This window comes from Microcoleus sp. MON1_C5 (assembly GCF_036701875.1).
Taxonomy (GTDB): domain Bacteria; phylum Cyanobacteriota; class Cyanobacteriia; order Cyanobacteriales; family Microcoleaceae; genus Microcoleus.
In genome coordinates, this window is the sequence record NZ_JAUBRN010000010.1 from 1 (window position 1) to 26,429 (window position 26,429).

15 protein-coding genes are annotated in these 26,429 nt (G+C 47.6%); 5 read left to right on the plus strand and 10 right to left on the minus strand.

Annotation, left to right across the window (positions count from 1 at the left end; all coding sequences use genetic code 11):
* Positions 1-871 (plus strand): transposase (locus QUA71_RS07050; RefSeq protein ID WP_333283617.1); only part of this gene is annotated, 871 nt, incomplete at its 5' end.
* Positions 872-1,252: 381 nt separating this feature from the next.
* Here the strand turns inward: QUA71_RS07050 and QUA71_RS07055 are convergent.
* A complete protein-coding gene (locus QUA71_RS07055) occupies positions 1,253-4,126 on the minus strand; it encodes a zinc-dependent metalloprotease (RefSeq protein WP_333283619.1) in 2,874 nt (957 codons plus the stop codon).
* A gap of 106 nt (positions 4,127-4,232) precedes the next feature.
* The gene (locus QUA71_RS07060; RefSeq protein ID WP_333283621.1) at positions 4,233-7,757 is read right to left on the minus strand and encodes a hypothetical protein; all 3,525 of its coding nucleotides are present in this window, start codon (positions 7,755-7,757) and stop codon (positions 4,233-4,235) included.
* A 617-nt stretch (positions 7,758-8,374) separates the two neighbouring features.
* Between QUA71_RS07060 and QUA71_RS07065 the strand changes: the two genes are divergently transcribed.
* The 4 genes from QUA71_RS07065 to QUA71_RS07080 all read left to right on the plus strand — a co-directional run bounded on the left by QUA71_RS07065 (position 8,375) and on the right by QUA71_RS07080 (position 15,003).
* Positions 8,375-8,617 (plus strand): hypothetical protein, encoded by a 243-nt coding sequence (locus QUA71_RS07065; protein ID WP_333216035.1) that lies wholly within the window; start codon positions 8,375-8,377, stop codon positions 8,615-8,617.
* Between the two features lie 421 nt (positions 8,618-9,038).
* Positions 9,039-12,164, plus strand: coding sequence for a phosphoenolpyruvate carboxylase (ppc, locus tag QUA71_RS07070; RefSeq protein WP_333283623.1), 3,126 nt, complete (start codon positions 9,039-9,041; stop codon positions 12,162-12,164).
* 311 nt (positions 12,165-12,475) lie between these two features.
* Complete coding sequence (gene iscB / locus QUA71_RS07075; protein WP_333283625.1) at positions 12,476-13,750, plus strand: RNA-guided endonuclease IscB; 1,275 nt, start codon at positions 12,476-12,478, stop codon at positions 13,748-13,750.
* Between the two features lie 98 nt (positions 13,751-13,848).
* A complete protein-coding gene (locus QUA71_RS07080) occupies positions 13,849-15,003 on the plus strand; it encodes a phosphodiester glycosidase family protein (RefSeq protein ID WP_333283627.1) in 1,155 nt (384 codons plus the stop codon).
* Between the two features lie 145 nt (positions 15,004-15,148).
* On the opposite strand, the gene QUA71_RS07085 is transcribed toward QUA71_RS07080, so the two are convergent.
* The 8 genes from QUA71_RS07085 to QUA71_RS07120 form a co-directional block, all read right to left on the minus strand.
* The gene (locus tag QUA71_RS07085) at positions 15,149-15,706 is read right to left on the minus strand and encodes an HPP family protein (protein ID WP_190656936.1); all 558 of its coding nucleotides are present in this window, start codon (positions 15,704-15,706) and stop codon (positions 15,149-15,151) included.
* Between the two features lie 397 nt (positions 15,707-16,103).
* Positions 16,104-16,670 carry a diheme cytochrome C gene (locus QUA71_RS07090; protein ID WP_333283629.1) on the minus strand — a complete coding sequence of 189 codons (567 nt, stop codon included), beginning with the start codon at positions 16,668-16,670 and terminating at the stop codon, positions 16,104-16,106.
* A 20-nt stretch (positions 16,671-16,690) separates the two neighbouring features.
* Positions 16,691-17,599: an MBL fold metallo-hydrolase gene (locus tag QUA71_RS07095; RefSeq protein ID WP_333283631.1), complete on the minus strand. Its 909-nt coding sequence runs from the start codon at positions 17,597-17,599 to the stop codon at positions 16,691-16,693.
* Positions 17,600-18,123: 524 nt separating this feature from the next.
* Positions 18,124-18,636 carry an inorganic diphosphatase gene (locus tag QUA71_RS07100; RefSeq protein WP_333283632.1) on the minus strand — a complete coding sequence of 171 codons (513 nt, stop codon included), beginning with the start codon at positions 18,634-18,636 and terminating at the stop codon, positions 18,124-18,126.
* Positions 18,637-18,887: 251 nt separating this feature from the next.
* Positions 18,888-20,285, minus strand: a complete 1,398-nt coding sequence (locus tag QUA71_RS07105; RefSeq protein ID WP_333283634.1) for a serine/threonine-protein kinase — start codon at positions 20,283-20,285, stop codon at positions 18,888-18,890.
* 144 nt (positions 20,286-20,429) lie between these two features.
* Positions 20,430-21,761, minus strand: a complete 1,332-nt coding sequence (locus tag QUA71_RS07110) for a serine/threonine-protein kinase (RefSeq protein WP_333283636.1) — start codon at positions 21,759-21,761, stop codon at positions 20,430-20,432.
* Between the two features lie 160 nt (positions 21,762-21,921).
* Positions 21,922-22,470 (minus strand): inorganic pyrophosphatase, encoded by a 549-nt coding sequence (locus QUA71_RS07115; protein ID WP_333283638.1) that lies wholly within the window; start codon positions 22,468-22,470, stop codon positions 21,922-21,924.
* A 453-nt stretch (positions 22,471-22,923) separates the two neighbouring features.
* Positions 22,924-26,133 (minus strand): GAF domain-containing protein, encoded by a 3,210-nt coding sequence (locus QUA71_RS07120; RefSeq protein WP_333283640.1) that lies wholly within the window; start codon positions 26,131-26,133, stop codon positions 22,924-22,926.
* Between the last annotated feature and the right edge of the window lie 296 nt (positions 26,134-26,429).

The following is a 26,429-nucleotide window of genomic DNA, read 5'->3' on the forward strand; positions in this document are numbered from 1 at the left end:
ATTTGAAGTTTATAAACCTAGAGAAAGACTGCAACCAGGAGATCAATACCTAACTAAACCTGAAATTGCCGCGAAAATGCTCAAACAATTGCGTGCGATGGGATTTAAATTTAATCTTGTCCTCGCAGATAGTTTATACGGAGAGAGCAGTAAAAATTTTATTCAAATACTAGATGAATTGAATCTAAAATTTATTGTGGCAATTCGCTCTAACCACAAAGTATGGGGAGTTACAGACGGGAAAGTCAAATATTCAGAGTGGCAAAGATTCAAACGTGTCTTCTCAGATTTAAGCTCGGAAGACAGATATATAAGAGAGATTATTTGTGGTGATAATCCGGAAATTAAATATTGGCAAATCACAACTGATAAAGAGGAGCTGCCCAAAAACACTACTTGGTATGTAATGAGTAAATTTCCCAACATTACACCCAGAGAAGTAGGTAATTTTTATGGCTTAAGAACTTGGGTAGAATATGGTTTGAAGCAAAGTAAAAACGAATTAGGATGGGCAGATTTTCGCTTAACTAATTATCCCCAAATAGAAAAATGGTGGGAAATTATTTTTAGCGCTTATTTGATGGTTAGCCTCCACTCTGAACAACTGCTAAAATTACCACCACAATCTGAATCTAATTTTTCATCACATCCTTGGTGGGATAAAGGAAAGGGGTGGAAGAATATTCTTAACAACCTCCGTTTAATACTTCAACCATTTGTACTATTTAACTTTATTAAACCTTGGCTACAAGTTTTTACTGTTCCTAAGTTATCCGAGGGCTTTTTTAAGCTTCAAATGCTTGTCAATAATTTAACTCGTTCAATTTTTCAAAACCTCAATATCCCTTATGGCACGTTTTCCTCTGCGTAGAGTGACAAAAGAGGGTTAAGGGTGCAACAATTTCAAATACAGTCATAGTGAGGCTATCGACCCCGTTACAGGTGGCTCCGTCCCACTTTATCATCCTCGACGGGATAACTGGAGCTAACACTTTACTTGGAGCAGCGATTCGACTCAAATGTTGGGCTTAACACCAACTGGACGCGCTACCATCGATCGGCTGCAACTCAACCGAGAAGGAGTAGTCAATCTTCGAGGAGTCCTGCATTCTATCGCTCTACATCCACCTCACAATGATTCGTAACTTAATTATTTTAAGTTGACTCAGATTCTAAGAAACCGGGTTTTTTACCAAATCTGCGGGCGGCACCGAAATATCTTCCTCAAAAACCCGGTTTCTGAACCCCCAAATTAATTCGACTGAATTTGCGAATTCAAAACCTTAGAAATACGATCGCGCGTTTCCTCCAAATGAGCCCGCGTATAAGCATCCGCATTCCGATCCAAATTCCGAATACTCTTGCTCAAACCCTCCCGCAACTGCCGCAACTCGTACCAAGCCAAACTCCGCGCATCCTCTGGAACATTCGTTTTTCGCAGCACCATTCCGATCAAAATCGCCAAATGTTCCCGCTGCAAAGAACGCCGAAAATTTGAAATTTGCATCTTCTTTTCCGGCTGCAAAACCTCTTGCCAGATATCCTTTTGCACAGTATCCAACACTTCCGGCAACCTCAAAGCAGTTTCCGGGGTCGATTTTAACTCCGCATCCCGCAGCCTCGCCAGCCGCGTCGGAGATAGCAAAACTCGCAACACAAACCGCTGCAAAAAAGTAATTCGATCGCCGATCGGGTAATCTAGAGGAAACACCAAAGCCGGACTTCCCCAGTGATCCCAGCGCGAAGGCGCCAATTTGTTGAGCAATTCCGGCGCAAAACTAAACGCATCCGGGGCAAAAACGTACTTCTCTAATGTTGCTAAAGCTTCTCGCTGCTGAGAAAGTTCGATCGGCACAAACGGCAACTTCGCATTAGTATCTCCAGGGCGAATCCGGTTAAACGACTGTCCCCCCACATACAAAGTAGTATTCATCACCTGCTGAACATAATACCCGAACACCGAATCAAACATCACCCGCAGTTCGTTATAACCGTCTTCCCCAACCGGCATTCGCTTTTCTAAACGCTTCCACATCGCCCTAGCATTATCCAATTGCCATTGCGAATACCTCAGCATATTAGCGCTGAGATCGAAAGTATTCGCAGCCGGATCGAGAATATCAACAGAATCCTCATCCGCCGCGTAAGCTAATTGCTGTTCCGCACCGCGGCTGGCAATTTGTTGCAGCGCTGGCAAGTCGCTGTTCGGGTTTGGGCCGCCAATCACCTTGTAACCGTACTCGATCGCCCAATCGTCATAAGGCCCTACAATCGTTGGAAAATAGTCGCCCTGCACAGTTCCCTGCGGTGCCAAATTAATCGGCACATAATCCATCACCGACGCCACCATACCTTGCGTGCGAGTTACCTGAGTATTGTTCAAATCCTCCGGTTGCAGCATCGTACTCCCGTGAAAATTGTGCCTCAAACCGAGAGTATGACCGACTTCGTGGGTAGTCAAAAATCGGATAAATTCATTCACATAATTGTCAATCGTCCCACTGCTAGGCGCTGCATTTTCCAACAGTGACCTCGACATTGCCCCGATCGCAAACTGTCGGCTCGATTCCAACCCAAAACACATATCCGAACTCGACATCAACCGCGATAAAGGCGAGCGTTTTTGCTCCTGGTATCTTTCTACCAAAGTCGGCAAATCATCAGCAATTCCACCTCGATCATTTTCCCCGCTGCTTTTTCCTAAATCCCCATTTTCTAACAGATTCAAATAGCGAGAATACATCCCGAACTGACAGGGATTAGTATTAGAACCGTTTCGCCCTTGAAAACTCTTAGATACCGAGCGATTTTGTTCCACCAAAGACCGATAGCCTTGTTTGATTTGCCAGACAATATTAGCATCCAACAGAATGTCAGCATCTAAAATTTGCCCCGTCAGCGGGTTAGTGCGAGACGGCCCAATGCCGGCAAACTGAGGATCAAAAGAACTCGACCAGCGAATAGTATTGTAGCGAACGTCAGCCGGGTCCCATTTAGCATTGTCCGGCATTTGTTTGACCTGAATTGCCTCAGTAAAACCTGCCTTTTCAAAAGCTTTGTTCCACTCCAAAACGCCCTCGCGAATTGCGTTTCGGTATTCGGGAGGCACATTATTTTCAATCCAAAACACGATCGGCTGCACCGGAGGCGACATCGGCGCCGTCGGGATTTGCTTTTGCAAATGCCAGCGATTGATATAGCGCACAAAAGGCTCGCGGCCGCTCTTGTCAGAAAAGTCCTTATATGCTGTGAGGAAATAGCCCACTCGCTCATCCGCAAGTCTGGGGCGGTAGCCGTTATTTAGCGGCACTTCCGAGAAACTGTAGTGAATGCGGAGGTTAAAAGCCCGACTGTCAGGAACCGAAGGTAAATAGTTAACCGCACTGTCATCATCGCTAGAAAAACCGTAAATAGAAGCAATTTCTACATTCAGCGGAAACGCTTTAACATCTTTAAAATAAGACTTGTCTTCATCGATCGAGTAAGAAGCGCCCAAAATCATCGGCAAAATCGCTTTTACCCCTGGTAAATCCCGCTTTTCGCTCATCAACAAATCGCCTAAATCGATCAGCAGAGTTTGTCTTTGCGAATGAATGCTTTTGAGCGGCAAAGAATAGAGAATCGACTCGCTAAATCCCCGTTCTACCGAACCTGCTTGCGGGTCGCCCGGACTTGTGCGAAAATTTATATTAGGAATCACAAACTGCACGTTATTTTGGACGCGCCGCAGTTGAAACAAGAAATCGCCGATCGGCATTCCGCTCAAAATGCCCGCTTCCCCCAAACCAGATGCCAATGTCACAAAGCACAGGAACTTTTTGTCGAGTTGTTGCGGTTTAATTTCCAGATATACTTTATCAGTTGCTTGATTGCGGTAAAGAGTAAATAGTCCCTCTAACTTTTGTGCGCCTTGGACAACCTGTTCAAAGGGTGCCAGAGTTTGCTGTTCGCTACTTTGTTCGTTGCTGGGCGGCCCAGAGGATAAAGCTAAAGGTAACCAGAAACCTTTATACAAACTGAAACAGAAAAATGCTAAAGATAAGATAAAAAATATCAAAGGCAGATTTTTTCTCGGAATTTTTATCTGTTGATTTTGGCTATTTTCAGGAAATATCAATCTTTTCATTTTCAGTATTTAGCCGCCGGAAAGAATAGTTTTGAGATAGTCGCGCCGCACTCGCAACGCTGGGAGCATCTAACTTCTAAAATAGCTCAAAACTCAAAATTCAAAACTACTGTTTCGCCGGCCAGGGAATCATGGGATCTTGAGCCAACCGCTTAGAAACTGCAATAGCACCGTAACGGTTGAGGTGGCTGGGGTCGGAAAAAGATTCCCGCGCCTGGGGCCACAATAAACTATTATCTAGGAAAATTAGTCCGCTTTGAGCTGCTAACTCTTGCATATATTGCCGGAATTCTTGTTCGTAACCTGTCCGCACCGGGTCTAAATAATCTTCAGTCAGAGGCATATTCACAAACACGAGATTGATGTTGCGAACCTTGGTAAATTCGATCAAATTTTTGAGTGCTAGAGCTTGTTCGCCTATCAATTTAAAATTTTGATAGTCGGAGTCGTAATAACCAGATACTTTCGGGTGCTTCTGAAAGTAAGTCTCGGGATTGAAGCGGATATCGATCGGCAAAAAGCCATTTGGTTGAAACTCGCTGACGGGTTTACTCGCAGCAGTTGGCTGGGCATTTTCCGTTGTTTGTTCACCCAGGGCTGCAGTTTGGGGGCTGTCAGTTGCAGCAGGGGCTGATGGATTAACGATCGATCGCAAAAACCCTTTGAGTCGATCGCGCTTTTTGTAAATTGCAGAACCCTCAACCAACTTTTTACTCACCAATTGCTGAACGTTAGCTTGAGTTTGCCCCAAATTGTTCACCAATTCAGTGGCAGTCGCCACCGGATTGTTGGCGCTTGCGTTCGATGTTTCGGCTTCTAATTGATTGGTGCGGATCAGAAAACTACCCCGGCTCAATTGCCTGTAACCTTCCGAAGAAGCGATCGCACTAAAAGTCAAATCCGGCCGCCCGCTGTTGAGAGCCCTCGCCCCGTCCGCCAACACCAGCAATTTCGGCAGTTGTTGCGGCGGCAAAATCCGGCGGATGAGCGAATCTACAACCTGGAGAGTAGCTCCATTCACCCCAAAATTGTAAGCCCTCAGCCCCGGGTAGCCCGAAGCTGCCAAAGCTGTTTCCAAAACCGCCGGGTCGATGCCCCGCAGCGCCCTCGAACTACCGACAATTAAAATATCCGGCGGTTTTTTGTGCAGGTGGATGTACTCTTGATAGCGCGCTATCTGCTCGTCAAGCTGCTGGCTCCTCAAAGTTGGGAACACCGCAGGAGCAGAAACATCAGCTACAGGAACGCTAGTATTTCCCGGTTTCGTAAACCCAGAGCCATTGAAAGCCTCTTGCTGGTTCGCGGGCGGCGACGGCTGCAACGGAATTTGAGGCAAATTTACCTCATCAGCAGGGGGAACGGGGTTCGGGGTTTCGTTCGGAAGTCGGGCTGTAACGTCGTCCACAGCCTTGGGAGAGGGATTTTGACAATTTGGGCCGCTGCAAACTTCCGAGGCGCTAGGAGCTTGACTGACAGTCGCAGATTGCAGAAATAGACCGAGGAGCCAATCGGTATTGAAAGTCAGCAGACAGCCGGCGATCGCCCAAATCAAAGCCATGCCGGCCGCGCGATCGGCTCTCACGCCACCGGGCGCAGCAGCATTCGTTGACAAACCATCGTTGGGAACAAACAAACCCGAAGCGACAAGCGGTTGCACCGCAGCTTGAACTAACTGCTCGCCCAGATTGTATCCGGGGAGTCTGATTTTGAAGCGGGGCCGCCAGGAGTTGGGCGTCGGAGCATCGAACACCAAATTGTCGCCCAAACCCGAAAAAGCCCCCTCATCCGCCGGTGCAAACTCCGGCACTGGTTCCTTTTCCAACACAGCCAGTTGCGACGGAGCAGGTGCGGGTGCCGCTGCTGATTCCTCGTCAACAGCCGTTCTGAGGTCGATTGCGTAGCGCCACAGCGGCACTTTCTGGCCCGCGCGGCGTCCGTAGACTCGCACCCCTGACACTCCCGGAATTTGTAACTGCCGCAAGAATTTAGCCACCGGCGGCCCGACCTTCGACTGAGAAGGGCAAGTCAGAGCTTCAGTCATGACGTGGAGCACGTCGGCTTTTTGCAGCACGACCGCCCGAATCCCTCCAGTTTCCAGCTTGCGCCTGAGACTGGGGTTGAGCAACCTGTTCAATAAAAAAGTCAAAGCCAATTGGTCGCCCTCAGCAGCCAGCGTTCTGGTGCTCGCAGCCAAGTCGGGATGGTGGGCAGCAGGCAAGTCCACCCAGTCTATCCACACCGGAGACTCGGGCGCCGCCTGAGAGTCCTTGGCTGGTTCTACGCCGTAGATAGTAGCTGCGCGGATTCCTTGGGGTGCGAAGGAAGCCAACAAAGGGGCGATCGTGTCGGTGGTTTGCTGCTTGTCGGGGTATTCTTGCCGTTTAGTCTTTTGTCCTTTTTTGGCAGTTTTGCTGCAAAACAGGTGGAGGGTTGCTTCTTTGAGGGTGGCCCGCACTTCGACTCTCGATGCTGCCAAGTGTTGGTTTAGCAGTTTGGCGATCGCAGGTACGTCTCCCCACCTGGCCCATTCCTTGAGAATTTTGTCCGGCGAAGTCAAATCCACCCGCAGCACCCAGTCCGGCTTCGCTTCGCCGCTGACTTGGCTGCCGATTAATGCTTCCCCGAAATCCTCTAGTTGCAGTTTCCGCAGCCTGGCTGCGATAGGTTCTGCCAGCAAGGAAGGGTCGGGGCTGTAAGCTGACTCGCACAGCACCAGCAGCCGGCGTTCCTTGGGCTTGATATTTTCCGGCGCCTGAGCCGGCAGGTTTTCCCGGCTGCTTTTGAGTTCTTTTTCGCGAATGCTTACTTTCACCGAAACTCCCATCGGCCCGAGGATTTCGCTGAGATAGCTGGCGATCGCCTCTGGATAGCCCCGGCGCGCCAAAGTTTCCGGCGAAACCGTCAATGTTCCACCGCCATCGCCCTCGCCTGAGTCAGCTTCGGGGGATTGAATCAAAGCCACCGCGCCACGGTTCGCTTTCTGCTGCGGGGGAACGGCGGAACGGAAAACTTCCCGCGTCGCAGCACCCGAAGTGTCGATCGTCACGGCGGAAGTTTCAAAAACTTCTGGGTATTGAATCCGGGAGGCGACGGGCAGACTTTCGGCGTCAAAATCCAGTTCTTCCCGTACTTGCGGCGGGTGGGTCGATGTTTTTACAGCCTCTGGTGTCTGTTTGAGTTTGTGATTTTGATTCTTAAATTGGTCGAAAAATCCGCCTCTTTTAGGGCTGGCTGGCGGTTCGTCGGGGGAACTCGCTGGCGGCGGCACTTCGGCAACTTTTGGTTCCGGTTGCTGTGGCTGTGGCTGCTGCTGTCGCTGCGGACTGCTGCAATCGAGCCGGACTGTCCAGTCATTTTGTCGGGAACCGATTTTGCGACCGCACAGAAACAACTGGTAAATTTTAGGTCGATCGGGCAGCAGTCGCGTTAAATCAGTGTGTTCGAGGGCGTTGGTAAATCTCGCCGTCACCAATTCTTGAGACGGGCACTGCGCTGCTTCGCACAAAATGTGCAGGTGATTTCCCCGCAAACGCGCTTGTACTTGAACTTCGGGAAGCCCTAAAGCTTCCCCGGCCCACTGCGACGCGCTCGATCGATTGTCTGCCAATATGCTCCCGTTCGCATTCAACATGAAACTCTAAATTTTGCCAAAGCTGGTTTTGTTTTCTAGAAATAGCACAGTTACAGATTTTACAGACAATTATTTGATTTGCCGAGCCTAACCGTTTTGTCTGGTTTAAGCCATGCTGGACTTAGTGTCTTGCCTTGTATCCCCTCGGCTTCGAGCCGTTGGGGAATATTTTTTTGATAATACCTCGACATTTTGGCACAGATAGGTTCAACTTAAGCCAAGTAACAAGTTATTCGTCATTAGTCATATCGTTTCCGTTTGCATCCGAATAATAATTAGACCTCTCTCATAATTCTTGTGGAACAGGCATCCTGCCCGTTCAAGACTGGCTTTTCGGGAAATGTCTATTATTTTCCGACTGTAGTGCTGTGGTTTCGTCATGCTCCGCGGAGAGAGTCGCACGATCGATATAATTCGGGGAGCATCCCGATTTTATACAAAGCGTTTTTTCCGAGTGCGAGCTTAAGATCTCGCGAGAAGATATTTATAGACTTGGCTGCCCGGGGACGATCGCTTGCAGGATATCATTCGGATATCACCGGATTTGATATCAGAAGTCATTAGTCAGAAGGCAGCGGTCAAGATGATTATTTGCCTTGTAAACTGAGGATTACGGATTGACACAGGAGAAATTTATGCCGTCGGAAAACCAAGACTTGCTCAAAACTAAAACACCTAACAGTCCAAAGTTGCCAGTTCCCTCAGACATTTTATTGAGCTTGGTCGCCTTACCCATGCTGGGCGGGTTGGTGGTGGCTAAAGCTGCTGCTGAGTTTGTTGCGTCGATCGGCGTTGAAAGCGAAGAAGTCTTTCGGGGTTCGCGCCTCCCCGTGCTCAACTTTCCTCAATCACACGACTAGAAAGCCCAAGGAAGGATGCTGCAGCTAGAAGTTTAATTTTTTGACCCCGCCTAAAAACGGATACGGTGCCACGTACTCCTGTCGTGGAGAGATAAAAATTTTCGACCCTAGTTCAACTTCCCAGATTTATCTTTGGAGTAAATCTAAAATTGTTCGACTGAGCGCGACTCAACTGACCGCTCGCCGAACCTCTCAGGCTGAGCGTCTAAAATCTAAAATCGCAAGTCAACAGATATGAAAGCTTGACAATAGGTACAATCTGTGGCCTAAGAATTAATCTTTCCTTATACTTTGTACATAAGTGCCTTCTACTTTCTACGTTGCAAGAAGTTGTCTCAAATTTGACTGCAAACAAAAGTGTTTTAGGCGAAACTAAACCATACAATTTTCTTGACACCCGCAGCTATTGAGGAACAGCCCGATGAGTTCAGTCCTCCAGTCTTCAGAACAGGCTATTGATGCAACATCTATTTCCCATTCTCCCGCTTACTCAAAATCAGACCTGTTTCTGCGCAATCGCCTCAAAGTAGTAGAGGACTTGTGGGAATCGGTGCTGCGACAGGAGTGCGGGCAGGAATTGGTGGATTTGCTCCAACAAATGCGATCGGTCAATTCCGCTGAGGGACAAGCCACTCACTTTCGCGACTCGAATGTCGTACAGCTAATCGAAAAGCTCGACCTTAACGCCGCCATCCGCGCGGCTCGGGCTTTTGCACTGTATTTCCAGTTAATCAACATTGTCGAACAGCACTACGAACAGCGAGACCAACAGCTAGCTTACGCTAGCAGCAACGACGCTGGGGGGCGGATGTTTTCTAAGCTGCCAGGACAAGCAACGGATGCCCCCGATCGCCCGCGGCACAGGGAAGGCCCAAGCCCCGCCCAAACAGCTCTGACCAATGCAGACAGCAGCGAGACGATCGCCCGAGATGCCGGCACTTTTCACCAACTGTTCCCGATGCTGCTGCGCTTGAACGTGCCGAGCCAGCAAATTCAGCGCTTGATCGATCAGTTGGACATCCGCTTGGTATTCACCGCTCACCCGACGGAAATTGTCCGCCACACGATCCGCACCAAGCAGCGGCGGATGGCGAAGATTCTCCAACAGCTAGACCAAGTTGACGAGAAATTTCAGGTGATCGGGGCCGACTCTCCAAGCCCCTATCCGGTGTCTTGCTGGGAAGCGGCGGCTCTCCAAGAGCAACTGATGGAAGAAATTCGCCTCTGGTGGCGCACTGACGAACTGCACCAGTTCAAGCCGACTGTGCTTGACGAGGTGGAGTACACTCTGCACTACTTTGATGAAGTCTTGTTTGATGCAATTCCAGAACTCTACCACCGACTCAAGCAAGCGCTGCACGCTTCTTATCCTTACCTGAAACCGCCGAGTTACAATTTTTGCAAATTCGGTTCTTGGGTAGGTTCCGACAGAGACGGCAATCCTTCTGTGACTCCGAAAGTTACTTGGCAAACCGCTTGCTATCAGCGCCATTTGGTGCTGTGTAAGTACATCAACGCCGTGAAGCGGCTGAACGAACTTTTGAGTTTGTCGCTGCACTGGAGCGACGTGCTGCCGGAATTGCTGGAATCTCTCGATCGCGACAAATCGGAATTCCCGGAGGTTTACGAACAATGGGCAATCCGCTACCGCCAAGAACCTTATCGGTTGAAGCTGGCCTACGTGCTGCAGCGACTGGAAAATACGCGCGATCGCAATTGGCGGCTCTACAAAGGAGACGAGTTGCAGCGGGAGCGCGAAGCTTTGTCAGAAAATCCCGGAATGACCGGCCTTTATCGATCGGGCGCTGAGTTTTTGACCGAGCTGAAGCTCATCGAACGCAATTTAGTGGAAACAGGTTTGAGCTGTCGGGACTTGGAAAATCTGCTCTGCCAAGTAGAAATTTACGGATTTAATTTGGCTTACCTAGATATCCGCCAAGAGTCAACAGTACACTCTGACGCTTTGAGCGAAATTGCTGAATACTTGCAAATTTTGCCCAAGTCTTACAATCAAATGTCGGAAGCCGATCGAATTATTTGGCTGGCAACGGAACTGCAAACTCGCCGCCCTTTAATTCCAGCAGAATTGCCCTTTTCTCCCAAAACTTGCGAGACGATCAATACCTTCCGGATATTGCGGCAAATGCACCAGGAGTTTGGCCCGGAAATTTGCCAAACTTACGTCATCAGCATGAGCCACGATGTCAGCGATTTACTGGCGGTTTTGCTGTTAGCAAAAGAAGCCGGACTTTACGATCCGGCGACAGGAATTAGCAGCATTCAAGTAGTTCCACTGTTTGAAACTGTGGAAGATTTGAAAAAAGCGCCGGAAGTAATGCAAAAAATCTTTGATTTGCCGCTTTATCGAGCTTTGCTAATAGGAGGATACGCGCAGGAAGTAGCGGAAAAAAGCGAAGAAAATATCCAATGTCCAATCGACACTCTCAAATTGCAAGAGGTGATGCTGGGCTATTCGGACAGCAATAAAGATTCTGGTTTCCTCAGCAGCAATTGGGAAATCCACAAAGCTCAAAAGGCTTTGCAAGTGGTTGCGGAAAAATACAATGTAGAGTTGCGGATTTTTCACGGCCGAGGCGGTTCTGTAGGGCGCGGCGGCGGGCCTGCTTACAAGGCAATTTTGGCTCAGCCTGGAAAGAGTATTAGCGGGCGAATTAAGATTACCGAACAAGGCGAGGTTTTGGCTTCTAAATATTCTTTGCCGGAGTTGGCGCTTTACAATTTGGAAACTGTGGCGGCGGCGGTAATTCAAGCTAGTTTGCTGCACACTGGTTTCGATGGCATCGACCCTTGGAATGAGATTATGGAAGAGTTGTCGGCGAGATCGCGATCGCACTACCGCCATTTAATCTACGAACAGCCGGATTTAGTTGATTTCTTCCACCAAGTTACCCCGATTCAAGAAATCAGCCAGTTGCAAATTAGTTCTCGCCCGGCCCGTCGCGGTGGCAAAAAAGACATCAGCGGTTTGCGAGCGATTCCGTGGGTGTTTAGCTGGACTCAAAGCCGCTTTTTGCTGCCTTCTTGGTACGGTGTCGGCACAGCTTTGCAAGAGTTTTTGCTGGAGGAACCGGAAGAACACATGAAACTTTTGCAGTATTTCTACTTGAAATGGCCATTTTTTAGAATGGTAATTTCTAAGGTGGAAATGACTTTATCTAAGGTGGATTTGCAGATTGCAGAACATTACGTGCAGGAGTTAGCTTTGCCTGCTGATAAGGAGCGGTTTAAGGCTTTATTCGATCAAATTGCTGCCGAATTTCACTTGATTCGCGATTTGGTTTTAACGATTACTGGACACCAACGTTTGTTGGACGAAGATCCGGCATTGCAGCGATCGGTGCAGTTGCGAAATGCGACGATTGTGCCTTTGGGTTTGTTGCAGGTTTCGCTGCTGAAACGCTTGCGGCAGCACGGTAGTGGCGGGGTTCCGGGGGTGATTCACTCGCGTTACAGCAAGGGTGAATTGTTGCGGGGAGCTCTGCTGACGATTAATGGAATTGCTGCGGGGATGCGGAATACCGGCTAAGGAAATAGTTTTGAGTTTTGAATTCGTAGCAAGGTGCGCGCTTACGCACCTTGCTACTGGTAGTTTCAGAATTCAGGCTATCGGCTAAACACTAAACAACATTGGACAACCAGTGCATTTGGTGAGAGATAGCCAGTCTCAGCCAATAGCTACGTTACTCCGGTCAAGACACCAAAAAGTGCTTTCCAGCTTTTTGCTCTGTCGTTCAACTTTAAACATCTGTATTTAGCTAAGGAAGTGAGTTGAGCCAAACAAGCCTGAGTAACTTTGACGAGGAAAAAATTACCTGAGCAATCAGAGTTTTAAATCAAATGTCCAACTTTGTCTTTGTTATTGACACCAACAAACGCCCCCTTAATCCTGTTCATCCAGGGTTAGCTCGTTTACTTCTTACCCAAAGAAAAGCTGCCGTCTTTCGTCACTTTCCTTTTACGATCATCTTAAAAACTGCATCAGCAGAAATAACTCAGCCTATCCAGTTAAAAATAGACCCTGGCTCTAAAACTACTGGCCTAGCATTACTCTCGAATGATGCGGTTATCTGGGGTGCTGAATTAACCCATCGCGGGCAAGCGATAAAAGATTCATTGGAATCCCGCAGAGCCATTCGTCGTAATCGGCGGCATCGTAAAACTCGTTACCGTCAACCACGATTTCTCAATAGAGCTCGTAAAAAAGGCTGGTTAGCTCCGACGCTCGATCATCGAGTGAAAACTACTATAACTTGGGTGAATAGGCTCATAAAGTGGGCGCCTATTACGGGTATTTCTCAGGAGTTAGTACGGTTTGATACGCAAGCTTTGATGAACCCGGAAATCAGTGGTACAGAGTATCATAGAGGCGAGCTAGCAGGGTTTGAAGTCAAGGAATATTTGTTAGCAAAATGGGGAAGGAAATGCGCTTACTGTGGAGTAGAAAATACTCCGTTAGAAATTGAGCATATTTTGGCGTCGAGCAAAGGGGGGACAAATCGGGTTAGCAACCTTACCTTGGCTTGCCATGATTGCAACCAGAAAAAAGGAAATGACCCCATTGAGAAATTCCTAAGTAAGAAACCAGATGTTCTCAGGCGGATTTTAGCCGCTTCAAAATCACCATTAAAAGATGCTGCTGCTGTTAACTCTACCCGATGGGCATTGTATCAAAGGCTTCAAGAAACTGGATTGCCAGTCTCCCTTGGAACTGGTGGCCGAACCAAATTCAATCGCGTCAAATTAGGTATTCAAAAACGTCACTATTTAGACGCTGCTTGTGTTGGGGTGGTGGAAAAGTTGTCGATAAAAATTACCAAGCCCTTGCTGATAACTGCAAAAGGATGGGGAACTCGCCGAATGTGCACGACTAACAAATATGGGTTTCCAATCAGACATCGTACTAGACAGAAAGCTTTTTTTGGCTTTCAAACTGGGGATATAATTCGTGCTATTTTGCCTACTGGAAAATTTGCAGGAACTCATGTTGGGCGCTTAACAGTTCGCGCAACGGGGGTATTTGAAATGGTTACACAGGTCGGCAAGGTTAGCCCAGTTAGGGCTAAATATTGCCTTGCGGTTCATCGAGTCGATGGATACAGTTATACCGCATAATCCACTTGTGTCCACTGAATCAGCGATTAGATTTGATCCGATCGCCCATTGTAGTCACAGCCATAGAAAACTGTTCGCTATCCTAGCTGAGATTTTTTATGTCTAAACGCAAACAGTCTGAAGGTTGTCGCCCGATGCTGCGGCGCACTTTTTTATTTTTAACCGGCATAGCTTTGGCGCGGGTTGCGGCTGACTATTTTGCGATCGCCCAAAACCGAGATAGTTTCTTGACTCTCGCTGGTCAACTGTGGCAAAAGTCACTCGCTTTTTTATCCAGTATACAATCCAATCAAACTCCTCAACCTCTGCCTAGTAATTCCATTCTAAAATCCGCGAAAACTCCTCAAACTCAGCCCAGCAATCCCATCGTTAAATCGCCGGAAACTCCTCAACCAAAGGCCGCGAATTCTCCTTTTGTGAAGTCTCAAACTCAAGTTATTAGACGTTCCGCTAATCAAGCAAAACCTGTACAACTCAGCAGTCAAAAGCTAGCTGGCGCAAGTTTTTATCTGACAACTATTGACATCGCCGACCCAGAAATTTATATCACAATTGGGTTAGCTAATGATGCAGCTTTTGCAAATACTTCTAAAGTAACGCGGGGTGACGAACCTTTTGAAAATATGGTGTCGCGTTACCGGGCTGCTGTTGTTGCTAACGGGACTTTTTTTGGTAAAGATGAGCAGAAATCTGTGCTGGGAAATATGGTGGCGGCGGGTAAGTTTCTCAAATACAGCCGATGGGAAAATTACGGCACGACTTTGGGGATTAAAGCGGGAAATCAATTGGAAATGGTGACGGCTAGAACTGAAGGTAAGCCGGATTGGAGCCAACATTGGTTTTCTCTGACTTGCGGGCCGAGATTGGTTAAAGGGGGGAAAGTTTGGCTGTCTCCTTTATCGGAAGGTTTTAAAGATTCTCATGTTTTGGGCGTGGGTTCGAGAACGGCGATCGGCTTTCCGGCTTCGAGGGATAAGTTATTTTTGGTAACTTTTTTTGACAGTTTGTCTTTGGAAGCAGAAGCTAAAGTTATGCAGGCGATCGGCTGTTTGGAAGCGATGAATTTGGACGGGGGCGCTTCGGTGGGTTTGGCTCATCAAGGGCAGATTTTATTGCCACCGGGCCGGAATTTGACGAATGTGCTGGTGGTTTACGATCGCGAAAATCCAGCGCCGGCTCAGTTAAAGGAGTCCTGGGAACGCTTTCAAAAGGGATCTCGACCTTCTCCCGATCCGTCCGTTTTTTTTGATTGATCTAGCAGAAGGAAGTTCGGCTTCCGTTGCACGCGATCGGGATGTAACGGATGGAAGAAAGAAGTCCGATGGAAGTCGGAATCGAGGGAGCATCGCGATTTTGGGTAGTGATCCCGAGGGAAGGATGAGAGAATTAGAGATAATGCTATAACCAGTGCTGGGGATACGTCCTTTCTGCCGCTAAATTATTAAAGATGACGGCGCACAAGACCAAGATTATTGATCCCTCAAAAGCAGGTGTTAGCAAAAATTTCCAGTCTGGTTTGGTCATCATGACGACTAAGGCAACTGCTCCCGAAGGCGGATGTAGAGTTCTGGTAATCTGCATAATTCCGATCGCACTAGAAACAGCCATTCCCATCGCCCAGGGAGAAGAACCGAGAAAATGCACAATCATTAAACTGGTGAGAGCAGCTAAGAAATTGCCCCCAATGACATTCCGGGGTTGAGCCAAAGGGCTGTCAGGGACACCAAAGATCAGAACGCTTGTAGCGCCAAACGGAGCCATTAGTAAAGGAGTATTAGTTTTTAGAGCAAGATAGGACGTTGCAGTAATTGCCAAAAAACTGCCAATCAAACTCCAAAAAATATGCCGAGGATGAGGTCTGTCTATTGGGCAGGTCAATGGACACGATCGCCATCTCCCAAAGGTTTTAAACCAATAACTTTCCCATTTCAGTCGAATTTTTTTACTGTCAATCATAAATTAGGTTACTTGATAACCAGGCTTCTTAAATTGTCTGAACTAACCTCCGGTAAAGTTAAGATATCATAACAATTGCTCAAAAAGTAGCTAAAGGCACAGATTTTTTACTTCTATGCCACTCAAGCAGCAGCTAACCACTCGCTTGGAACCCACTAGCAAGTTTGGTCGGTTTTGCAACAGACGTTATCGGCACTCGCACAACTTCACCGTTAGCCGTCAGAGTTATTGATGAGGGTAAAGCCAGAGGTTACTTGTAAGGTGCGATGCCCAGTAAGCATAAATTGAAAGATCGCACCCACACTTTGGATAAGTCTCTAGTAGAATGCGATCGCCGTTTTCTGGTTAGTGCGATCTTCTCGCTCGCACTCGGATATAATTACGAACTTAATCTTGGTTACGGAGAGTTTTGCCACTCGGCGGTAAGCTTGCGGAAATTGTATTGAGACGCGCCGGGGTGACAAGTAACGCAACTGCTGATATTTGCGGGTTGTGGCAGTTTTACTTTAGGGTGCAGTGCTTTGAAATAGCGAGAACTGGCGACTCGGTAGGCGAGTTCTTCGTCTTTGGCTTCGGAACGGGAAAAAGTTTGCAGGTAGTTCCAGACTAGCAGGCGGGGCGGGTCTACTAGCAGTTGGATGGTTTGTCCGTAGTGTTGGGAATCTTGCAGCAAGCGGCGCCAAGTTTCTGTAGGTAATACTTGCGGCGGTAAACCGATGTGACAGGTGGCGCAGTTTTCTAGGTACAGTTGCTGTCCGAGTTGGTAGCGTTCGGGAATGCGATCGACCGTACCAGTATCCTCGATCGAAGACACCTGAGCAAGTCGCGCGGGAGTGCGAGAGTAGGCAGTCTGAGCTGCAACCCATCCGCCACAGGTACAGCAGATAATTATCAACACTAGCAACGTTGAGTAAAGCCCCCGCAAGCCTACTCTGCGACGTTTGCGGGGTTTTTGCTGTTTCATAATTCTGAATTTATTTTTGGTTAAATCACTGGTATGCTCATGCCTTCGCGGGCTAAGCAGGCATTGGCGAACGTTGCCTGCACCTCTGCTTCGACTCGATCGAGAAAATTGTCGTCGTGACCCGGATCGTGGTGAAACATCACGATTTTTTTGACTCCAGCAGCTTTCGCTACTTCTACTCCTGCTTGCCAAGTCGAGTGTCCCCAGCCGACTTTCGGGGTTTTGAAGTTGTAATACTCTTCGTTGGTGTAGTTGGCGTCGTAAATCAGCACGTCGGCGTTGCGAGCTAGGTGTACCACGTTCTCGTCGAGGCGATCGGGAAAATGTTCTGTATCGGTGCAGTAGACGGCCGTGTGTCCCTCCCAGGTGACTCGATATCCGATCGCGGTGTTGGGATGGTTGAGCAGTGCTGTTTCTATTTTCACATCGTCGAGTTCGAGAATATCCCCAGGCGTCAAATCGTTGAATTTGAGGTCTGACTGCATCACTTGGATGGGGACGGGAAAATTGGGGTGCACCATTTGGTCGGCAAGACGGTGTTTGATGGTAGTGCCGTTGGGGGCGATCGCACCGTAAATGTGAAAGCAGTTCCCCGGGATAAAGGCGGGAGTAAAAAACGGAAACCCTTGAATGTGATCCCAGTGAGTATGACTAAAAAACATATGGGCTTCCACTGGCATTTGCCGCAGCAAGTTTAGACCCAGAACTCGCAGGCCCGTACCGCCGTCAAAGATCAGGCGTTTTTTACCCAAGCGCATTTCTACACAGGAGGTGTTACCTCCGTAGCGAAGTGTTTTGGTGCCGGGGGTGGCTATGCTGCCCCGCACGCCCCAAAACTGAACGACAAACTCGGTCAAAGGACTATTTTCCATTGTGGCTTTGCGATCGGAAGGCTGTGAATTGGGTAGAGAGGGTGCGGAATCTGGCATTTTTTTTAGTTTTGGCGGCAGGAACTTGGGAGTTGAAATCTTAGTTTTTACTTTTTAGTTTTTAGTTTTTAGCAATCTGTACTATAATCAAGCGCTTTATCGGGAAACCATCCGAGTGCCGAACACTTGGGCTGTTAGAATTCTCAACCTTACGGGTTGGTGTAGGAGATGTCACGCTTGAGAGATTATTTTTTGCATCATGCGGGCTGCCCGGCGTGTTCTGTGTTCTGAGATTAAGATAGCGCCGATCTATCTAAGTGTTAGGGTAAAATTTCCTCACACGTAGAACGCATTCCCCAGGGGTATAATTTGCGCTTAATCTTACTCTAGGAGTAGTATTTTTTTCAAGATTGGGGCTGGGGCTGGGTTTTGAGGAATGCCGTTCCGGTGACTCGGCATTCACGACTGATTTGACCTTCTAGCTACCCGTTCCTCGACTGCATCCTTAGACCGGCAGCGGTTGCCTTAAGTTCGGCCTCCTGAGTTTTTAGTCGGGTTGTAGTCGAGGAGTGCGGGCTAGGGGCTTATTTGCGATCGGCTGCGATGCACTTTTCCACTAAGGCCATGACTTGATCGACATCTTGCCAACCCTGAATTTCCGTGACTTTTTTCTCCAAATTTTTGTAGGTTCTAAAAAATTCGGCAATTTCGTCCAAGCGGTGGGGGGCTACGTCTTTGAGGGACTTATAGTGAGCGTAGCGCGGGTCTTTGTCGGGAACGCACAGGAGTTTTTCGTCCCTGTCGCCTCCATCGATCATTTCCAGCATTCCGATCGGACGGGCTGCGATTATGCACCCTGGAAATGTGGGCTCATCCATCATCACCATGCCGTCGAGGGGGTCGCCATCATCGGCTAAGGTATTGGGTATGAAGCCGTAGTCGCAGGGATATTGGACTGAGGAAGAAAGCACCCGATCGAGAGCAAAGGCTTGCAAGTCTTTATCAAATTCGTACTTGTTTTTGCTACCGGCGGTAATTTCGATGAGGACGTTGAGCAGTCCTGGTTTCGGCTGTGCCGGAATTAGCGATAAGTCCACAACAATATCTCCAAGTTAACAGATGATTGGGATGAGTGCTACTTGCCAAATCCCTTTGATAGCATTTTACGGGCGATGGGGGCCGACGGTTGCATGAGATTGACACAAAGCGGGACAGTGCGATCGGCGTTGCACAATTTGAGGAGGATGCTTGCGGGGTGTCCTGCCTGCTGGGAAAATACACTGAATGGGCGTCCCGCCCGTCCCACAGTTTGAGGGGGCTATGGTTTGAGAGGGCGAGGGAGATATTTTCAGAACCATTTATTATTTTTACCGTCTGTCAAAGTTCTTTGAATTTTCAATCCCAACCACTGGCTTAGTTCTGTAGCTAACCACTCGATTTCTGATTCACTTAGTCTCTGCTTTACTCCTAGTCTATATTTTTGGTTGCCGGCTTGAATAATCATCTGAGAAACTCTGTTTGATTTCTGTTGCGTGTCGGGAATAGTATATTCAACTTGTTCAATTTCCAACTGGCCAATGTCCGGTCTGGGAGCTGGCTGGAAATGATTCCATCTCAGCCCCAGCAGATGGCTGCTATAGGATATTTGTTGGCGATCGATTACCAGATGCAATTCCCGAAATAGTGCAAAGAGCGACATTACTCCAGCCGCTAGTAAAAAACTTCCTGATATCATCCTCAAAACCAATGGATTTATCGGAATTTCGTAATAATTAATCCACAACACCATACTCGCAGGAACCGCACCCGAAAGTATGGAAACCCAATCAAAAGCGAATCCATGCGGCGGAATTACAATCTCTATCAACTCCGAATTTTTTGTTAATTTAATATCGCTGCCTCGCGGCTGCACGGGCATCATACTTTTGGGTATCTCGCGGGGATTTGCGAGGGAGTTCCATGCTTCCCCAGCCGAAGATAACCGTTTTTCCAAACTCGGTTCGGTCATCCACTCCAGCCAATCAATTAAATTAGGATTTAGTTGCGTTACCCGATCGGCAAATTGAATTTTTAAATCCTGCTGCGACAGTTCGGTGGGATGTAAACCTGTGACCAAATAAATTAAAGTTGCACCTAAACCGTAGAGGTCAGAAGCTGGAACGGAGCGCCCGCCAAATTGTTCTGGTGCCATATATCCGTAAGTTCCCACTACTGTAATTGTGCCGCCAAATTTTGCCGCTTGGTTCTGCACCGAACCGAAATCAACTAAATAAACTTGTCCCACCGAGTGACCGGATCTGCTGTGCAGTAAGATATTGCTGGGTTTAATATCGCGGTGAATAACAGGCGGATCTTGCTGGTGCAAATAAATCAAAATTTCTAACAGCGATTTAGCTAATTCTTTCACCTCGCTTTCGCTAAAAGTACGCCCCGATCGCAAATGCTCTTCCAAATTTTTACCCTCTACATAAGTCTGTACCAGGGCAAATCCTTTGCTGTCTGGTTCGTCAATTTCCAGGTAGTCGAGGTAGCGCGGAATTGATGGGTGAGAAAGTGCTTTTAAAGTTTCCGCTTCCCGTTCAAATAGCTTAAGATCTTGCCATTCAAAATCGCTGCCGAGGAATAGCTGTTTGATGACAACTAATTCTTGAGTTTGTAAGTCACGAGCCAGCAAAGTTTGCCGACCAGTTTGTTTTCCCAGTTGTCGGTGCACTTCATAGCGTTCTGCTAATATTTGGCTGGTCATGTTTTTTTACATTAATTTTAATTTAAGGTTATCGTCGGAGTCCATAAACCTGGTTTTTTAGCGAGTCTGGGGGTGGCAGCGAAGTATTTTCGTAAAAACCAGGTTTCTAGGAGTCGGAGTGCGTCCCGGACTGTAAAATGTAGATTACAGTCCGCTTTCTATTTGATACCACCGGGCAATAGACTTGCTACTTGCCCCCATTGACAGTCCTGCAATCAGCGACGGTGCAAACAGGAAGATAATATCCATATCAATATTGTGGCTCGGCGAAACATTCATTATCCCCTCTATAATCGCATTCACGATAAAAAAGTAGACGATGCTTGTCGAGGTACAGAGTAAGATACTAATCGCGGTTAAAACCTGTCGGTGAAGTTTGGGATTAGTTAGGGGAAAAAACCACAAGCGCGTGACGATTCCTACCATTATTCCGTTCCCCAACCCCAGCAGCAAGCCGAGATAAAGACCGATAAATCCTCCGAAAATTGTCCCCACTACCGGAATAATAAAGGTGCTGTAAATTGCTGCACAAGCTCCTACAGCTAGGGTTCCCATCCCAGTGCTGCGCCCGATCGCATTATTGAACAAGCTAGAGGTATTCACGGTTTTTCCCTGTCTCAATGGCAGGGAATATTTATTGATTTGCTGCGGTTTTTCTAGAACTTCTTTTGCGATCTGGACTGAGGCGGGACGGCGTTCTAAACTGGGATGTGTCATCCACTTCAGCCAATTGGTAAAACCTGGACTCAGTTGGCTGAATTGCTCGAATTCGATCTGCAAATCTTGTTGCGGTAAATCGGCAGGATGCTGCTTGGTAATTAAGGCAATTAACGTCGCTCCCAAGCCGTACAAGTCGGAAGCGGGAACCGCCCTCCCGCCAAATTGTTCGGGTGGCATATAGCCGTAAGTTCCGACAACTGTGACTGTTTTTCCCTGTTGGGTTGCTAGAGTTTGAACTGCACCGAAATCGACTAGGTAAACTTCGCCGACGCTGTTTCCCGATCGATTCTTGAGTAAAATATTGCTGGGTTTAATGTCGCGGTGAATCACCGGGGGCTGTCGCTGGTGCAGGTAGGCGAGGATGTCTAATAATGCTGTTGCTAATTGTTTGACTTCGCTTTCGCTGAAGGTGCGGCCGTCTGAAAGATATTCTTGTAGGGATTTGGCTTCGATGTAACTCTGAACTAGGGCGAATCCTTTGCGGTTGGGGGTGTCGATTTCAAAGGAGTCGAGATATCGGGGAATTGCCGGATGGGATAGGGATTTTAAGGTTTCGACTTCTCGCTCGAACAGTTTTAAGTCTTCCCAGTTAAAGTCGCTGCTGAATGAGAGAAGTTTGACTACTACTTGCTGTTGCGTTTTTAAGTCGCGGGCGAGTAAAGTTTGCCGTCCTGCTTGCTTGCCGAGCCGCCGATCGCACTGATAGCGATCGGCTAATATTTCTTTTGACAAATCGCCGATGTTTTGTCCGCTCATGTTCTCTTGCCCTAGAACCGATTACACCTAGTGTAGTTGACAAAAGTGCAATAATCGGAACTTTTCGGGCTACAGCAAAAAACTTTTTCTGTCAAAGAGCAACCGCCTTTAAGAGCCAGCGATCAAGCACCATAAAGACGCCCCTGAGTTAAGCTTGAATTTAATTTTGGATTTGCTTGTAAATTGACTGCACTACGTCGAGCAGGCTCAAAACTTGCTGCCATTCGGGGGCATCGGGCTTGTAGCTTTTGGCGCGCTGAGTTTTCAAACTGTGGTGCAAGAGGGAAAGCAGCTCGTCTGGAGACTGTAAGGAATTTTCATCTTCATCTGCTGGGGTTTGGGCTGCATTTTCTTCGATATCTTCTTTAATTTTTTGTGCTCTATCGGCGAGGGCTAAAGATCTGCCTGCAAGGTTTTCCGGCATTTTGGGCTGTTCCGACAAAGACGCGCTGGTTAGTTCTACCAATAGTTGACAGACTCGATCGACCCATTCGCGATCGTTTACTGAAAAGGAACCAGATTTGAACACTTGCCCGTCAGGTCTTTGCTGAATGCTTTGTACCTTCTGGATCAGAGGGATAGCCTTAACAGTGATGTTTTCCGGGATTCTGGGGATATCTGACAGGGAGCTCCGAGCAATCTCCAGCAATAGTTGGTAAACCTGATCTACCCACTCAACATCTCCCGATTGCGAATTCCAATTATTCATAACTGACGCTAGTGGTTTTCTATATCTAAGACTAGAACATTGATTATCTGCGAAGGAAGCTCTTTTTAGGAGCCACTAACGCTATTAAGACTTACGCGGGCGGTGTGATAAACCCGGTTTTTGAGCGGATGTTTCGTCGCCTTTCTCCAAGATTTTTCTCAGAAACCGGGTAACGCTGCCGCCAGTCATAACTATTTTTAAGCGCTTCAAATAATAGAAGTGCTAAGTTTGTTGCCGTAGGTAGTGCGAAGGAAACACGTAGGGCGAAACCCCGGCATCTCGCTTGCAAATTCAAATCCGGTTATATAACCATAATACCTGTTGGAGCTTATTTACAATTACCTCAATAGGATATTCAGGTTAATAGGTGGTGGGGTGGGAGGCGCACCCCCCGATCGCGATTGCCCCACCCGGAACCCTGGCGCCACCGCGAGGATTTGCTGTGGGCTACTGCTATTTTTCTGTGAGATTCCACACACCATCCCAGTTGAGTACATCTGAAAACGCATGCTGAAATAACATACAGCGATCGACGTGCAATTTAGCTGCCTTGTTTTTCGGGTCAACATCCAGAACCGCCTTAAATTCGCCTTCAGCGTCTGTAAAGGCTTGCTTGGCTTTTGGTTCTAAGGCTTTCTTAAACTCGCTCAGCAGTTTTTTCACCCGATCGAGTCCCAGGTTTTCAAATTCCTCATCTAACATTTCTGCAACTGTCTCGCAGGCCCGACTTTTAATTTTCGCCTGCAATAGCTGCCTGATCTCTGCGGGTTTCAGCCTCTTGATTTGGGGATTTGATGGTTGTAAGATGTCTGCTTCCAAGAGCTTTTTGACTTCGCCTTCTTGCAAGTATTTAATATCGTCTGCTGATAGCGGCTTGATTTTTGCTTGCAGCAGCATTTTGGCTTCGTCTTCCGAGAGGTTTTTGATTCCTTCCAATTTCAGCAGTTGGATTTCTGTCTGCAACAGTACGATGAGTTTGTCGGCTTCTGACAGGTTTTTCGGATCGTACTCTGACAGCTTTTTCAGTTGATATAACAGCTTCCTTAGTTCGTGTTCCAACTGTTGCTCTAGATTGTAGGACAGTTTCTTAATCTCTGCCTCCGGCATTTCGGCGACATCCTTTAAGATGTTTTTCACCTCACTTTCTGAGAGTCTTTGGCTGACTGGAGTTTTGTAATGTTCGCGCCCCTTGGTGTAATGTTCTATAATTTGTTGCTGTGTTTCGGTTAGTGACTTGCCCACTGGCGAGTATCCCTCGCGGATGCCGACGAGTTCGTAAACGATTACGGGTTCGCTTTTGCCCTTGACAGTAATAAAGTCGAGTTCTCGCACGTAGAGCCGATCGGCATAATCTCTGTAAGTATTGTCGCTGATGATCAAGTCGGTGCCGTATTGCTTGCTGGCGCCTTCTAAGCGAGAGGCGAGGTTTACGCCGTCTCCGATCGAAGTCAATTCCATGCGTTTGCTACTGCCGATGTTGCCGCTGACAACTTCATCGGAATGCACGCCCATACCGATGCCGATCGGCAATTCCCCATGTGCCATGCGCTCTTGATTGAACTCTGCCAGTTTTTCCCGCATTTTCACTGCGGTTTGCATCGCGCACCAAGCATGATCCTCTAGGGGCGCTGGAGAGCCAAAAACTGCCATCAGAGCGTCGCCGATGTATTTGTCGAGAGTCCCTCCGTACTCGAATACGACATCTACCATCACTTCAAAATATTTGTTGAGCATCACTACCACTTCTTCGGCTTGCAATTTTTCCGTAAGTGTGGTATAGCTGCGAATGTCTGAGAACAGCACTGAAACGTTTTTGCGCTTACCGCCCAATCCAATATCCCCTGAAGCTAACAAAGCTTCGGCTACTTCAGGCGTCATGTAACGGTACATCAAGTTCTTGACTTGCTTGGCCTCGCTAATATCTTCCATGACGACTAACGCGCCGTTGACCTTGCTGGGGTCGATCGCATCCGTCATAGAATTTATCGAGAGATTGATACTCTGCGGTTTCCCTACACAGGATACCAAAACTTGATCGGGGTAATACTGCTGGCGATCCTTATCGTCTTCGGGAGACAAAGACGCATCAAACCACTTAGCAAAATCGCCTTTTTCTAACTTAATTAACTCGCGCAAAGATTGACCTTCGGCTAATTCGGCATCGCTGACACCCAGTAATTTTGTGGCACTGGGATTGGTCGCTACTATATGGCCTTTTTTATCTGTAGAAATCACGCCGTTAGTCAGGGCGTGCAGCATATCTTTTTGTCTTTGTTCTTGCTGTTTGACTTCTGCAAACAGTTTGGCGTTTTGCAAGGCGACTCCTGCTTGGATATTAAACGCCTTCATAAATTCCATGTCGCTGCGATTGAAACTCGCTTTCCATTGTTCTGGGGCTTGTGGCCAGTTTTCGGGGTTGTAGGGGGGAAATTCTCCTTGTTTTTTTTTGTTCATTAATTGAGTAACTGCGATCAATTTGTGATCGGCATTAAAGACTGGCATACAGAGCATACTGCAAGTACGGTAGCCAGTTTTTGGATCCACTTCTTTGGCCATTTCAGCGCGAGGATCGTCGTACACGTCAAAGGGAATCAACAGCGGTTCGCCGGATTCGGCCACGATGCCTGCAAAACCTGCTGTTCTGGGTATGCGAAGTTCTTTCAAGCTGCCGGCGAACGGGATTTTCGTCCACAGTTCGTCTTTCTCTTCATCGATCAGCCACAGCGTGCTGCGATCGGCGTTCATGAGTTCTTGGGCCTGATCCATCACCCTTTTTAGGGTATCTTCTAAGTCTAAACCGCTCTGAGAAAGAGCGTTGACGGCGTTCATCAGCGCTGTCGCGGCCCGTTGTCTTTGAGTTGCTGCGTAGAAAGATTTAGAAGACTCTAGAATTAGGCGAATCGACGGGGCAAATTCTCGAAAAACTTGTTCGTCTTCTTGAGTAAATCCTGCCTTGTCAATCTGTGATTCTAAAGTACCATAATGTTGGTGGTTGGGTTTGAGTTTATTAATCAGTTGAACTACTGCTACTAACTCTCCTGTTTCTTCGTTGAGCAGGGGCATCGCCAGCATTGTATAAGTGCGATATCCATTTTTTTCGTCAAATTTTTGGGCGTTAGCCGATCGGGGGTCGTTATAAAAATCATAAGGAATGTTCACCACTTTTTTTTCCGTGGCTACTTCTCCCGCAATGCCCACATGGGCGGGAACTCGGATCTCTAGACTTTTGCCATTTTCGTCTTTAGCGACGATCGCCCAGAGTTCATTTTTTTCGTCGTCTAATAAATATATCGTGCTGCGATCGGCATTTAGCAATTCCCCGGTTTTGAGGGTAATCGACTGCAACATTTCGTTAAGGATGGCGTCGAATCCCTGCGCGTCAAGAATATTGTCCAGCATTCCCAGGGTTTGATTGACAACCTTAAGTTTCTCTTCTACTTCCTTAACTACTTCTGTAAAGCTTTCCTTATTTAGGAGATCGAGAACACCGGATAATCCTGGACTTTTGGCAAGAGCGCTACTGCTAGAGGAAGGCTGAGAATATTTTTCCTGATGGTTTTCACTGACAACAGTAAAATCATGGTTTTCACTGACAACAGTGGCCTCTACTGTCACTGTCGTGTTGTTTTCCATAGCTGGCAGATTGGGAGATGCAGATTTCATAGACCTTTACAGAATCTTAAGCGTAAGGGTTAGTCTCTAAGCTAGGAGAGCGGGCAAGTTCATTAGTGAGTCACCTGTCGCACAAAACTCAATTATGTGTGAAAGTATTTCCCAGTTTACAGAACTCCGGCCACAGGCCAAGGGAAATTCAGTTGGCCTTGCTGCTGAACGGAGGGTGGGAGAGTAACGAGGCTATGGGAGTGCTGCAATCTTTTTAGAGATCGCGAATGTTGTTTAAATGGTTTATTAACTGATTTTGACATTGTGCGTACCTGGTTTAAGTAGGTTCTGCCGAT

Bases quoted from the DNA above. Each gene is read 5' to 3' on its own strand.
- QUA71_RS07080 (WP_333283627.1), top strand. From the start codon at position 13,849: ATGTCTAAACGCAAACAGTCTGAAGGTTGTCGCCCGATGCTGCGGCGC.
- QUA71_RS07095 (WP_333283631.1), bottom strand. From the start codon at position 17,599: ATGCCAGATTCCGCACCCTCTCTACCCAATTCACAGCCTTCCGATCGC.
- QUA71_RS07085 (WP_190656936.1), bottom strand. From the start codon at position 15,706: ATGATTGACAGTAAAAAAATTCGACTGAAATGGGAAAGTTATTGGTTT.
- QUA71_RS07115 (WP_333283638.1), bottom strand. From the start codon at position 22,470: ATGAATAATTGGAATTCGCAATCGGGAGATGTTGAGTGGGTAGATCAG.
- QUA71_RS07120 (WP_333283640.1), bottom strand. From the start codon at position 26,133: ATGAAATCTGCATCTCCCAATCTGCCAGCTATGGAAAACAACACGACA.
- ppc (WP_333283623.1), top strand. From the start codon at position 9,039: ATGAGTTCAGTCCTCCAGTCTTCAGAACAGGCTATTGATGCAACATCT.
- QUA71_RS07105 (WP_333283634.1), bottom strand. From the start codon at position 20,285: ATGACCAGCCAAATATTAGCAGAACGCTATGAAGTGCACCGACAACTG.
- iscB (WP_333283625.1), top strand. From the start codon at position 12,476: ATGTCCAACTTTGTCTTTGTTATTGACACCAACAAACGCCCCCTTAAT.
- QUA71_RS07060 (WP_333283621.1), bottom strand. From the start codon at position 7,757: ATGTTGAATGCGAACGGGAGCATATTGGCAGACAATCGATCGAGCGCG.
- QUA71_RS07055 (WP_333283619.1), bottom strand. From the start codon at position 4,126: ATGAAAAGATTGATATTTCCTGAAAATAGCCAAAATCAACAGATAAAA.
- QUA71_RS07090 (WP_333283629.1), bottom strand. From the start codon at position 16,670: ATGAAACAGCAAAAACCCCGCAAACGTCGCAGAGTAGGCTTGCGGGGG.
- QUA71_RS07110 (WP_333283636.1), bottom strand. From the start codon at position 21,761: ATGAGCGGACAAAACATCGGCGATTTGTCAAAAGAAATATTAGCCGAT.